7 protein-coding genes are annotated in these 12556 nt (G+C 75.7%); 4 read left to right on the plus strand and 3 right to left on the minus strand.

What is annotated here, in order from left to right; translation table 11 throughout:
• Positions 1 to 3: 3 nt before the first annotated feature.
• Genes CXR04_RS15340 through CXR04_RS15350 form a run of 3 tightly spaced genes read right to left on the minus strand, consistent with a single transcriptional unit; the run spans position 4 to position 6561 of the window.
• Positions 4 to 2343 (minus strand): TOMM precursor leader peptide-binding protein, encoded by a 2340-nt coding sequence (locus CXR04_RS15340; protein WP_234380241.1) that lies wholly within the window; start codon positions 2341 to 2343, stop codon positions 4 to 6.
• Positions 2330 to 4498: a TOMM precursor leader peptide-binding protein gene (locus tag CXR04_RS15345; RefSeq protein WP_101422778.1), complete on the minus strand. Its 2169-nt coding sequence runs from the start codon at positions 4496 to 4498 to the stop codon at positions 2330 to 2332. The genes CXR04_RS15340 and CXR04_RS15345 overlap by 14 nt, the downstream gene beginning before the upstream one ends.
• Before the next feature lie 5 nt (positions 4499 to 4503).
• A complete protein-coding gene (locus CXR04_RS15350) occupies positions 4504 to 6561 on the minus strand; it encodes a BTAD domain-containing putative transcriptional regulator (protein ID WP_101422780.1) in 2058 nt (685 codons plus the stop codon).
• A 448-nt stretch (positions 6562 to 7009) separates the two neighbouring features.
• Here CXR04_RS15350 and CXR04_RS15355 point away from each other — a divergent pair, with 448 nt between their 5' ends.
• Genes CXR04_RS15355 through CXR04_RS15370 form a run of 4 tightly spaced genes read left to right on the plus strand, consistent with a single transcriptional unit; the run spans position 7010 to position 12439 of the window.
• Positions 7010 to 8113: a serine/threonine-protein kinase gene (locus CXR04_RS15355; RefSeq protein ID WP_159072325.1), complete on the plus strand. Its 1104-nt coding sequence runs from the start codon at positions 7010 to 7012 to the stop codon at positions 8111 to 8113.
• On the plus strand, positions 8110 to 9303 hold the full coding sequence (locus CXR04_RS15360) for a hypothetical protein (protein ID WP_101422784.1): 1194 nt from the start codon (positions 8110 to 8112) through the stop codon (positions 9301 to 9303). The genes CXR04_RS15355 and CXR04_RS15360 overlap by 4 nt, the downstream gene beginning before the upstream one ends.
• Positions 9304 to 9332: 29 nt before the next feature.
• On the plus strand, positions 9333 to 9941 hold the full coding sequence (locus tag CXR04_RS15365) for a hypothetical protein (protein WP_101422786.1): 609 nt from the start codon (positions 9333 to 9335) through the stop codon (positions 9939 to 9941).
• The gene (locus tag CXR04_RS15370) at positions 9938 to 12439 is read left to right on the plus strand and encodes an Hsp70 family protein (RefSeq protein WP_101422787.1); all 2502 of its coding nucleotides are present in this window, start codon (positions 9938 to 9940) and stop codon (positions 12437 to 12439) included. The genes CXR04_RS15365 and CXR04_RS15370 overlap by 4 nt, the downstream gene beginning before the upstream one ends.
• The last annotated feature ends 117 nt before the right edge of the window (positions 12440 to 12556 follow it).

Genomic DNA, 12556 nt, shown 5'->3' on the forward strand with positions numbered 1-12556 from the left:
CGGTCAGGGGAACGGGTGCGGTGCGGGGTTCAGCTCGCCGTCGGTGAGGTCGTGGTCGCGCAGGCCGGCCTCGCGCAGCCCCGTGCGCAGCCGGGGCATGCGCAGCGCCCGCTGCCGGGACCAGCCGAAGTCGATGGGCAGCAGCCCGGGTACGAGCACGCTGACCGTCCACAGCCCCCGCTCCCGCTGCTCGGGCAGGGTCTGGTCGACGACGATCACCTCGAACCCGGCCTCGGCGACCGCCGCCACGCACGCGGCGGCGTCGTCGGCGAGGTCGTCGGAGACGGGCAGGGTGCGGGTGCCGTAGCGCTCGTGCAGCGGCACGGGGGGCCGGTCGGTCTTCAGGAGGAAGTCGGCGTGCCGGGCCATCTCCGGCAGCCCGTAGACGAGCGGGTGGTCGTGGAGGGCGGCGACCTGGGCGAAGTCGGCGGCCATCGCCTTCAGCCGGACCTCCTCGCGCTCCGTACGGCCCGCGAGGTTGACGGCGTCGGTGGCGATCTCGTCCAGCGCGGAGGCGAGCGCCGACTCGGGGTCGAGCCCCGCGCCGGCGCCGAAGCACATCCGTCCGGGACCGCCGTCGTAGCGCTCGGCGACGCCGGTGACGACGGGGATGGGGAAGGTCAGCGCGGCGTCGAAGAACCGGGCGCGGTAGCCGTACATCTCCAGCCGCGCGACCATCTGCCGGGTGGCGGGTCGGACGGCGGAGGCGGCGTCCAGCTCGGTCAGGGGCTGCTGTCCGTACCAGGCGAGGAGGAACGCGTCGCGCTCGACGACCTCCATGAGCCCGTAGTAGACGGCCTCGGCGGCGGAGCCGCCGGAGGCGCAGCCGTTGGAGCTCTCCTGTACGAAGCGGTCGGCGAGGCCGGGGGTGTGGTAGTACGTCAGCACCTCGGGCACGAGCAGGGGGCGGTCCTCGGTGAGGGAGTGCCCCCAGACCCAGGAGACCTCGCGCTCGGGCGTGAACGGGGCGATGGCGGTCGCGGAGTGGAACTCGGGGGCGTAGAGCCCGCATCGGCGGGGGTCGAGGGCGGGCCGACCGGCGGCGGTGAGCTGGTCGAGGCTGGCCCGGACGGTGGTCGCGCGGGCGCGGGGGCGCATGCCGGCGTAGCGCTCCAGGCCCTCCAGGACGCCGATGCGCAGGCTGTCGCGGAAGGTGTCGGAGTGGCCGCCCCAGAAGGTCTCGCGGAGGTAGTCGCCGGAGCGGAGGGAGAAGCAGCCGATGGTCGCGGAGGTGGAGGTGGACGACACGTCGAGCACGACGGTGGGCCCGAGGGCGCCGCAGACGGGATTGGCGAAGGCGGCGGTCGGCAGGTCGTAGTCCGCGAGCGCGCGGGTACGGAAGGCGCCGGGGCGGTACTTGGGGGACGGGGCGAGGTCGAGGACGGCGGCGTCGGCGGAGTCGCGCTCGCCGGGGCCGCAGCCGGGGCACTCGGGGTCGGGGACGAGGGGGTAGCGGCGGACGGTGAGGTCGCCGAGGTCGAGCTGGTGGACGTGGGGGAAGGCGGCGGGGCCGGGATCGGCGGTGCCGCGGGGGATGTTGGTGCTGCGGCTACCGGCGGTGTCCCGGCCGGCGGAGGTCCCACGGCGGGCCGCGGAGACGGCCCCGGCCACGACTCCGGCGAGCGCCTCGGCCGCGAACGGCCCCCAGTGCGGGGGCACTCCGGCGGCCCCGGTGTCGCGCCCGAGTTCGACGGCCTCCCGCAGTTGCCGCGACCGCGCGGCCTGCCACCGCCGCTCCAGACACCGCACGCACCCGCGTTGCCCGGGTTCGGCAAGCGGCCCGACGATGGCGTGCCGCCCGTAGATCCGTACGGGAACCGCGTCCGCGGAGGCAGGGGTACGCGAACCGCTACCGGCACCGCCCGCCCGCGGCTCCGCGAAGCCGGCGCCCGGCTCCGCCGAGGCGGCGGTGGTACGGCCCGACCGGTGGCTGCCGCCGGCCGCAACCGCCTGCGGCTCCGCCGGGACGGCGGCCGTACGCAAGAGGGAAGCGTCGTCCTTCTGGCTCAACCGGTCAACGCCGCCGTCGGAACGGCGCGCCACGGAGCCTGCGACCGGCAGGCCGTCCGGCTCCGCCGGGACGGCGGCCGCATCCTCTCCCGCCTGCTCGCCGGCGAAGCCGACGGCCACCCCGCGGGCCGTGGAGTGCGGCGGCGTCTCGCGGTCCGACCGCTCACCGACTGCGGCACCACCCCTACCGTCCACCGGCTCCGCGAAGGCGTTGGTCAGGCCCAACGGGGCTACGTCCACCCTCGGGGGGCTGGCAAGCAGCGTTGCCAGGTGGACCGCCAGGTCCGCGGCCAGCGCCTCGCACCCCGCGGTCCACGCGTCAGTCGTCGGCACCGGCGGGCTCCGTCGTCAGCAGCACCCGGGCGGTGTACATGCCGGCCGACCGCAGGTCGGCCGGGGTGGTGTCCCGCCACAGCACGTCGCGGCCCGCCGCGCGGAGGCGGTCGAGGACCGCCGGGAACGTCGCCGGGCCGCCGTCCCCGCCGTCCCCGCCGGACGGCTGTATCGCCCCCGGCGCCAGATCCGGCAGCAACTCGTCGCCCGTGTCCGGTGCTTCACCGGTCTCCGCCGCCAACTGCACCTGCCCCAGCAGGTCCCGCAGCGCCGCGACCGCCGCCCCCGCCGGGGTCAGCGACGCCCCCACCGCCCAGCGCGCGCCCACTCCCGGCTCCCGGGCCAGCGCCACCGACACCCCGCTGCGCTCCGGCTCCCCCAGGTCCAGCAGCTCCACCGGCACGCCCAGCGTCTCCGCCGAGCGGGCGAGGAACACCCACTCCGCGTCGTCCGACGTTGGCTGCGCGCGGACCGGGGTAGCCCCGTGACCACCCCGAGCCGCGCGCAGCAACGCCTCGTGCGCCAGCGCCGACAGCAGGGCATGCCCCGCCGCCTCGCCCGCGCACTCCCCCGCACCCGTTCCCCACGAACCGCGCAGCACCAGGCCGTCCCGGTTCGCCGCCCCCGAGGGGCACAACGCCGCCGCGGGCACGGCGACTTCGTCCTTCGTCAGCAGCGACGTGACCCGCGCCCACGCCGTCACCCCGTCCGCCGTGACCCCCGTGCCGCCGGAGGCGACCAGCGCGTCGGGCCCCAGCCGCCGCAGCCTCGCGGGGAGTTCGGGCAGCGGCCGTACGGGCGCGGCGTGCTCCGCGTACAGCGCCGCCGCCGCGCGCAGCCCCCGCCCGCGGGCGCCCGCCAGGTGGTGCACGTCGAACGCCGACACCAGCCGCGTACCGCCGCCCAGCGGCACCTCGATGCGGCTGACCTTCAGCGGGGTCTGCGTCAGCTCCTCGTCGCGGTAGCGGGTGAAGACGCCGACGTGCGGGCGGATGAGCGCGTCACCGAGCCGGTTGAGCCCGGCGACCAGCTCCTCCGCGTCGCGGGCCGTCTCCACCGTCACCGGCTCCGCGACGGTCAGTTCCTCGGGGCGCAGTTCGGAGCCGTCCGCGCCGGGACCCGCGGCCGGTCCCGCGCACCGCGGGCAGCGCGGGTGCGGGCGCAGCGGCTCGGCGACGACGTCGAGGGAGTCGAGATCCTGGATGAGCACCTGGCCCTCGGTCTCCGCGGGCAGCGCCCCTGTGACGGTACGGAAGATCTCGTACGCGAGCAGGTTGCCGACCATCGCCGCGACCGGCCCGGCCAGCGCACCGCCAGCCGGCACCGCGGCTGGCCCGGCGACCCCCGCCAGCTCGGCGAGCAGCGCCGCCGCGGCGGCCGGGTCAGTGGTGTCGCCGAGGCGCAGCAGGGCACAGCCGAGGCAGCCGGCGGTCAGCCCGCCGGAGCGGGGGCCGACGACGACGCGGTCGCCGAACGTCCAGGCGGGGATGAGGAGCTGGCCCTCGGCGAGGCCGGCCCGCAGCAGGGCGTGGGTGCGGGCGGGCGCGTCGGCGCCGGTCACGACGAGCACCTGGTACGAGCCGAGCGCGCCGGCGTCGACCGCGTCGAGCGCGGCCGGGGTGCCGGCGGCGGTCAGCTCGTCGGCCTCGGCGAGCGCCGCCTCCGGCCGCTCCTCGGCGGCGACCGCGGCGAGCCCGTTGCGTATCAGCCCCAGCACGCACCAGCGCGCCGCCTCGCCCGTGCCGAGGACCGCCACCCGGGTGTCGCGGAAGCGGGCGAAGCGGGCCGCGGCCTCGTCCACGTAGTGGTCGACGTACGCGATCTGCGCGGCGAACCGCTCCGCGACCGCGGCGGGCGGACCCGGCTCGACGGCCGGCGCGGCGTCGCGGGCGAAGTCCCGCTCCACCAGCGAGCCGACCAGCTCCGCGACCATCGCCCGCTGGGGCGCGCCGAGTCCGGCGCAGACGTCGCTGAGGGGGCGGCTGCCGTCGAGGTGCGGCACGATCAGGGAGGCGAAGCGGTACGCCGTGCGTCCTGCCAGGTGGAAGCCGCCGTCGGCGTTGTGGAACAGCACGCCTCCGGGGGTCTGGGTGAACAGCACGTCCCGGCGCAGCCTGGGCCGCATCCCGGCGAGGTCGTCGAACGCTCGTGGCATCCCTCTCACACCTTCTGTCTCGGCTGACTGGTCCGGTTCGACTGGGTCGACCGACTGGGCTGGCTGGGCGAGTTGGCGAAACCGGTCGGGCCGGACTGCCCGGACCGGCCGTGGGGACCGGGCTGGGAGGCGTGGCCCGGCCGACTGCCCTGGCCCTGCTGGCCGGACTGGCCCGGCTGGCCGGACTGACTCGACGGACCGGTCCGGCCCGGCTGAACGGGCTGACTCGCCGTCCCGACCTGGCTGAGCGCTGCGGCCCCGCCGGACGTACCGGCCCCGCCCGACGCCTCGTCCTCGCCGGTCAGCCCCGCCACCAGCCGCGCGTGCAGCCGCAGCAGCGGATGCGGGTGGTACGGACCCGGCGGCCCGTCCTCCACCAGCCCCGCGTCCGCGAGCCGTTCGAGGACCGCCTCGCACTCCGCCACCGGCAGCCCCAGCACCGCCGCGCCGTCCGCCGCGTGCCAGCCGGGTGCGTCGAGCGCGCCGAGCGCGACGTACGCCGCCGCGAGGCCGGGGTCGAGCCGGTCCAGGGCCGCGTCGAACAACTCCACCACCGACATCCGCGGGTGGCCGGTGAGCGACAGCCGGCCCAGCGGTTCTTCGGCCAGCCAGCGGGCGCAGTCGCCGAGCCGCAGCGCCGGCCGGGTACCGAGCCGGGCGGCGGCGATGACCAGCGCCAGCGGGTGGTGGCCGCACACCGCGGCCAGTTCCTCCGCGCCGCTCGGCTCGTCCGCGACCCGCTCCGCGCCCAGCACCGCCGTCAGCAACTCCCGTGCCTCCGCCTCGGCCAGCGGGCCGAGCCGGTGGACCCGTACGCCGTGGGTGGCGACCAGCCCGGCGAGCCCCAGCCGGCTGGTGAGCAGCACCCCGTGCCCGGGCACCGCCGCGAGCACGTCGCGGGCCTGCGCCGCGTCGACCACGTCGTCCAGGATCAGCAGCGCCCGCGGGCCGGACCCCGCGTCCGGCGTGCCGAGCCGGGCGGCGAGTTCGTCGACGACCTCCGCGGCGGCGCGCGGCGAGCCGTCCGGCGCCGCCATGGGCACCAGCGTCCGGCCGCCGGGGAAGTCGTCGCGTACGAGGTGCGCCACCTGCTGGGCGAGGGCGGTCTTGCCGATCCCGGGCCCGCCGCAGACCAGTTCCGCCACCGGCGTACCCGGGTCGTCCGGCGCCGCGGCCAGCCGCCGCCGCAGCGTCGCGACCGCCTCCGCCCGCCCGGTGAACCACGGCACCGGCGGCAGCCCCGGCGGGTCGGGGACCGGCGCGGGCGCGGCCGGCGCCGCGGCCGGGAGCCCCGCCAGCGCGGGCGGTTCGCTCGCCGGGCCCAGGTCCTCGCCGCGCAGGATCGACAGCTCCAGCCGCTGGAGCGCGGCCGAGGGACCGACGCCGAGCCCGTCCGCGAGGTACGCCTTGAAGCCGCGGTACTCCGCAAGCGCCTCCGTCTGCCGCCCGGTCCGGTACAGCGCCTCGATCAACTGCTCCCGGAACCGGCCGTGGTCGGGGTGGGCGCGGGTGACGCTCCACAGGTCCACGAGTGCCTGCCCGCACTGCCCCAGCTCCAGCCGCAGGTCGCACAGCCGCTCCACGACCCGCAGCCGCTCCTCCAGCAGCCGCGGCACCTCGTCGCGGTGGATGGCCTCGGACCGTACGTTGGCCAGCACCCCGGTCTGCCACAGCGCCAGCGCCCCCTGCAGCGCGCCCATCGCCGACTCCGCGGACAGGCCGGGCTCCTGCGTGCGCCGTACCCGCTCGCGGAACTCGACGAGGTCGAGGGAGCGCCCGCCCGCGGTGATCCGGTAGCCGCCGGGCACCGCCTCGATGGGGGTGTCGACCACCTCGTGCTTGGCGAAGAGCCGCCGCAGCCGCAGCACGCAGGTCTGCAGCGCGGCCCGCGCGGTGGCGGGCTGTTCGTCGCCCCAGACCATGCGCTGGAGGTAGTCGACGGAGACGATGGAGCCCGCGTTGAGCAGCAGGGCGGCGAGCAGGTTGGCCGGTTTGGAGGGGTGCAGGACGACGGTCTCGCCGCCGTCGGTGATGCTCAGCGGCCCGAGCAGTTGGAACCGCACCGCGCTCACCGGCGCCCCCGGTGGCCGACCGAGCCGTGCAGCGGGGATACGGGCGGGGGCGGGAGCGTGATCCGGGTCGTCATGCGGGCCACCTGTGTCCTGTCTGGGGGGTGGGAAGGACGCCCGCGACGCTACCCACGTGAACCCCCCTCCTGGCAGGCCGGAAGCTGTCATGAACCTGCACCGGCGCGCGCAGCAAGCGGCCAGATCCCCCCGAAGCGGGACCCCCGCCAACCGCCCGCCAACCGGCGTCCAGCCGCGCGTCTACCGCGCGTCCGGTGCCGGTCCCCCGCGCGCCATGTCCCCGCTTCCCGGTCCTGCGCACGGGAGGGGTCCCGGGACCCCCGCGATACAACGGTTCCGATGGGCCACCGGGCTCCGGCCGTACGGCCGCCGGAGGCTCCGCGACCGCGGACAGGCGGGCAGGGGGAGAGGGGGAAGCGTGCCGATGACGGCATACCGGACGACGGGCGGCGGCGCGGCCGGCGCGCGCGCCCCCCTGCTCACCCCCGGGCAGCGCATCCACGACGGGCTGGTGGTCGACCGCAGGCTGGGCGAGGGCGCGTTCGCCGAGGTGTACCGCGTACGCCACCACGTGCTCGGCCGGCAGGCGCTCAAGCTCTTCAAGCACCGCGCCTCCCTCGCCGCCGACCTCAGCAGGCTCGACGAGGCGCGCATCCTCTCCACCCTCGGCCACCCGAGCATCATCAGGGTGTTCGACGCCGGCACGGTGGACACGGCGGACGGCCCGCGCGGCTACTTCACCATGGAGTACGTCGCCGGGGGCAGCCTGCACCAACTGGTCAGGAGCCACGGCGGCATCGTCCCCGTCCCCCAGGTCACCACCGTGCTGCGGCAGGTGGCCGACGGCCTGTCCGTCGCTCACGGGCGGCGGCAGCCGGTCGTGCACCGGGACCTGTCGCTGGCCAACGTGCTCGTCGCGTACGACGAGTCCGGACTGCGGGTCAAGGTGGGCGACTTCGGGCTGGCGCGGGAGACCGACCCGGTCACGCGGGCGGCGAGCGCGCAGGGCACGGTCGCGTACATGCCGCCCGAAGTCCTCATCCGCGGGCGCGGCTACTCGGCCGCCGGGGACGTGTGGGCGCTGGGCACGATCGTCTACCACCTGCTCACGAACCGCTTCCCGTACGACGCGGACGACCCGGCGCGGGCGTTCTCGCCGGGTCGGTTCGAGCAACCGCTGCGGCCGCCGGGCGACTTCAACGACGACGCGGACGCCGCGCTGGAGTGGCTGGTGGCGGACATGCTGCGGGTCGACCCGGCGGCGCGGCCGGCGATGCGCGAGGTGGCGGAACGCGCCCTGTCCCCGGGCCAGATGGCGGCGCTGCCGGCGGAGCAGCCGCCCGAGCCACCGCGCGCGGCGGACCCGCCCGCCGACGAGTTCGTCCGCGCCGCCATCGCGCTCTCCCGCATCCCCGGCCGCCTGGCGGACGCGGCCGACCAACTCGAAGCCGCCCTCAGCCGCCGGCCCCGCCTGCGGGAGCGGCATCTGACCCGGCTCACGACCTGGCGTAGAGGAGTCGTTCAGTGAAGGAGTCCCCGGCCCGCTTCGCGGACCTGGCGGGTCTGCGGCTGTACCGCAGGAACATCTTCGCGGTCACCGGACTGCCCGTGGCCGCCCAGGGACCCGCGGTGCGGCGGCACAGACAGCGGCTGGACGCCCGGCTGGCGGTCGAGGAGACCTGGGCGGGAGACGCCGGCGCGCCCGCGCCCGGCGGGTACCGCAGGGAGGAAGTCCGGCACGCCTTCGAGGAGTTCCAGGACCCGCGGCGCCGGCTCGTGGACGAGCTGCTGTGGTTCTGGCGGGACGCCGACCTCGGCTGCGGCTGCGCCCCCTCGACGCACGAACAGCACGACGAGGCCGTACGCGTGCACAGCCAGGCGATCGAGGCGGAGACCGGCGGCACCGGCCCGCGGGGTGCCGGGCCCGACCGGTCCTGGCGCGCCGCCGCGACGGCCTGGGCCGCGGTGCTGGAGAACCCCGATCTGCGCGGCCACGTCGCCCACCGCATCACGGCCCTGGCCGACCCGCGGCTCGACGGCTACTCCCCCGACGACTTCCTGGCCGGCGTCCCCGGGCTGCTGCTCTCCCCGTTCGGCGAACTCGCCGGCGACCGGTCCGCGCGGTCGCGGCTGGCGGAGGTCAGCGCCGGATGGTCGACGTACCCGGTCTTCGCGACGCCGCTCCCGGACGTCTTCGAGAACACCGTCGAGCACTCGGTCGACCGGCTCAAGGACGCGCTGCAGACCGCGGGCGAGCGGCACCAGGCGGGACAGCACGCGGACGCGCTCGCGGCCCTGGAGGAGCGGGTGCTGCCCGCGTACGCGGAGTTCGAGTCGCTGAAGGGGTTCGTCTCGGAGTCGCGGTCCGAGGAGATGGCGCACACGGTCACCGTGGCGCTGAACAACGTCGCGCTCGGCGTCTGCGAGGCGGGCCTGCAGAAACCGTTCCGGAGCACGCTGATCGAGGTGATGGAGCACGCGAGCCGGATCGCGCCGCGGCGGGACAAGGCGCAGATCGCCCAGAACCTGGCTGCCGTACGGCAGGGCCGCGCGGGCGCGGGGGCCGCCCAGCAGTTGAAGCCAAGCGAGTGCGCGGGGTGCGTCGTCCTGCTGCTGGCGATCATCGGCGGAATCGTCGGAGGGATCACAGGGGGAGCCCCATGGGCGGTCGGCATCATCGTCGGCGGCTTCGTGCTCGCCGGGATGTTCGCCTCATGAACCCGTACGCCACCGAAGGAAGGGCTCCGATGACACAGCACGCCCGCCACCGGGCGAGGGGGCGCCTCGGCGCCGCGCTCGGACAGTGGCGCCAGCCGCCCGAGTTCCGCCTCCCGCCGCCACAGCTCGACCCGGCCCAGACGGCGTGGGTCGCGGAGGTGCTGGCGGAGGTGGAGGCGGCGGAGGCGCTGGCGGCGGCCGCCGCGGCTTCGCCCGCGGACGCCGGGACGGACACCGCCGTGACCGCCGGCTCAACGGCCCCTGACGGTGCCGGTACCGGCGCCCTGGTCGGCGCGGCGACCGGCATCTGGCGCGCGCTGCGCAAGCTCGACCAGGACGCCGGCAAGCTCTCCGCCGCCGACCTGCGGCAGGTCCGGCTCCAGGTCCGCGCCAGCCGCCAGGCGCTCGCCGACGACGGCCTGGAGATCCAGGAGCACGACGGCGAGCCGTTCGACACCGGTCTCTCCCTGGAGGCGCTGGTCTTCCAGGAGAACCCGGAGCTGACCCGCGAGGTCGTGCTGGAGACCGTACGGCCGTCCGTCTACTTCCGCGGCCGGCGCATCCAGATGGGCCAGGTCATCGTCGGCCGGCCCCCGCAGGACCCCGGTGACGAGACGACCAAGGAGACCCCGGAGTGAGCGAGACCATCGACTACGGCATCGACCTCGGCACCACGAACAGCGCGATCGCGGTGGCGGAGGACGGCGGCGTACGCATCGTCAAGAACAACGAGCAGTGGGACTACTCCCCCTCCGCCGTCTACATCCCCAAGAAGGACATCGTCCACGTGGGCCGGCGGGCCAAGGAGCGTACGCAGTCCGACCCGGCCAACGCCCACTCCGAGTTCAAGCTGGAGATGGGGGTGGCGGGGGCGACGCGCCGGTTCGAGCGCGCCGGGCTGTCCCTCACCCCCGAGGAGCTGTCCGCCGAGGTGCTGAAGTCGCTGCGGCAGGACGCCGCGGCCGAGACGGGATACGCGCCGGAGGTCGCGGTGATCACCGTGCCCGCGGCCTTCGCCCTCAACCAGAACACCGCCACCTCCGAGGCCGCCGCCCTGGCCGGGCTCAGCGAGCACTGCCCGCTGGTGCAGGAGCCGACCGCCGCCGCCATCGCGTACGGCGTGCAGGACACCTCCGACTCCGCCCACTGGATGGTCTTCGACCTCGGCGGCGGCACCTTCGACGCCGCCGTGATGAGCAAGCGCGACGGCGAACTCCAGCTCATCCAGCACGCGGGCGACCCGTACCTCGGCGGGAAGCTCATCGACTGGGCGGTCGTCGACGACCTGCTGGCCCCCGCCGTCCGGCGCGACCTGGGGCTGCCGGACTTCAACCGGAGCAACCGCCGCTGGCTGGGCAACTACGCCAAGCTCAAGGCCGAGGCGGAGAACGCGAAGATCGCGCTGTCCCGGATGGACAAGATCGACATCGCCTGCGACCTGGACGACGGCAGCGGCGACACCGTGAACTTCGAGTTCACCCTCACCCGGGGCACCCTCGACGACCTCGCGCTCCCCTTCTACACCCGTGCGATCAAGCTCTGCCGGGAGGCGCTGGCCGAGAGCGCGCTGCGCCCCGACCACATCGACCGGCTGCTGCTGGCCGGCGGCTCGACGCTCAGCCCGGGGCTGCGCGCGCTGCTCACCGACCGGCACACGGGGCTCGGCATCGAGGTGGACCACAGCCAGGACCCGACGACGGTGGTGGCCCGCGGCGCGGCGGCGTTCGCCCGTACCGTACGGCGGCCGCGGAAGGTGCGGGCGGCGGCGCCGGGTGAGTTCGCGGTGGAGCTGAACTACCCCGCGCAGACCGTCGACACCACCGGCATCCCGGTCTCGGGCAAGGTGACCAGCGGCGGCGCGGTGGACTTCACCCGGTACGCCGTCGTGCTCGCCAACCCGGACGGACAGCCGCCGTTCCGCGGTCCCCGCACCGTGCTCTCCCAGGACGGCACCTTCTACACCGAGGTCGTGGTCACGGCCGGCGCCACGTCCCACTTCGCCGTCGAGCTGACCGACACCTCAGGTACGCGGCAGAAGCTCGCCGGCGGCACCCTGGCGATCACGCACGCGAAGGTCGTACCCGGCGAGGCGGTGCTGACGGGCACCCTCGGCATCGGCCGGGCCGACGGCTCGTTCGACCCGCTGCTCCGCAAGGGCACGACGCTGCCGGCCATGGTGACGAAGATCTACCGCACCACGATCCCCCTGCACCGCTCGGAGCCGGACGCGGTGATCCGTATCCCGCTGCTGGAGGGCGAACGGCCGCGCGCCGAACGCAACACGCGGGTGGGGCAGTTGGAGATCCGGCCGCGGGACGTCCGGATCGACCTGCCGGCGGAGAGCGAGGTCGAGGTGACGTTCGAGATCGAGGCGAGCAGCAGGGAGGCCCTGGCCACCGCCCATATCCCGCTGGTACAGCAGCAGTTCGAGGCGACGATCAACCGCACCGAACTCCTCGCGCCGGAGCAGCACGAGCTGGCCGGCCGGCTCCGGCACCTGGAGCAGCGCCTGCGCGGCCTGAAGGACGACGCCGAGTCCGAGCACGCGGAGCAGGCCGGGACCCGGCTGCGGAAGCTGGAGGAGCACCGCCCGCTCACACAGCTCGGCAGGGAGGTCGACGCCGCGGACGTGGACACGGGCGCGGCGGTGACGAGCGACCGCCGGATGCGCGATCTGGAGGCCGAACTCGACGACATCGAAGAGGCCATCGAGATCCCCGGACTCGAACGCCGGCTGTGGGACGTGCTCGGCGCGTGCGAGGACATCATCACGCAGGTCGGCGGGACCCCGGCCGACCGCCGGGAGCTGGAGAACCTGCGCGGGCGCGCGAGCGCGCTGGGCGCGGACGCGACGCCGGCGGAGCTGCGGAAGCTGGTGAAGCGGGCGGAGGAGTTCCAGGTGGAGCTGCTGCGGCGGACGGACGAGTGGGACTTCGTGGTGTTCAATGCGCTGGTGGAGATGCGCGACCTGATGCGCCCGCGCCACCAGGCGGACGCGGCGATCCGCGACGGCAGGAGGGCGATGGCGATGGGCGACCGGGGGGCGATCGCGGGCGTGAACGAGCGGCTGCGGCGGCTGCTCCCGCCGGAGGCGGCGGGGAACGAGCCGGGGAGGAAGGAGGGCGGGGTCAGGTGAGCACGGACACGAGCACGGCGGCGGGCAGGGGATCGGGCGGTGGCTCGGCGGGCGGTGGCTCGGCGGGCGGTGGCTCGGCGGGCGGTGGCTCGGCGGGCGGTGCGCCTGGCGGTACGT

The organism is Streptomyces sp. CMB-StM0423, from assembly GCF_002847285.1.
Taxonomy (GTDB): domain Bacteria; phylum Actinomycetota; class Actinomycetes; order Streptomycetales; family Streptomycetaceae; genus Streptomyces.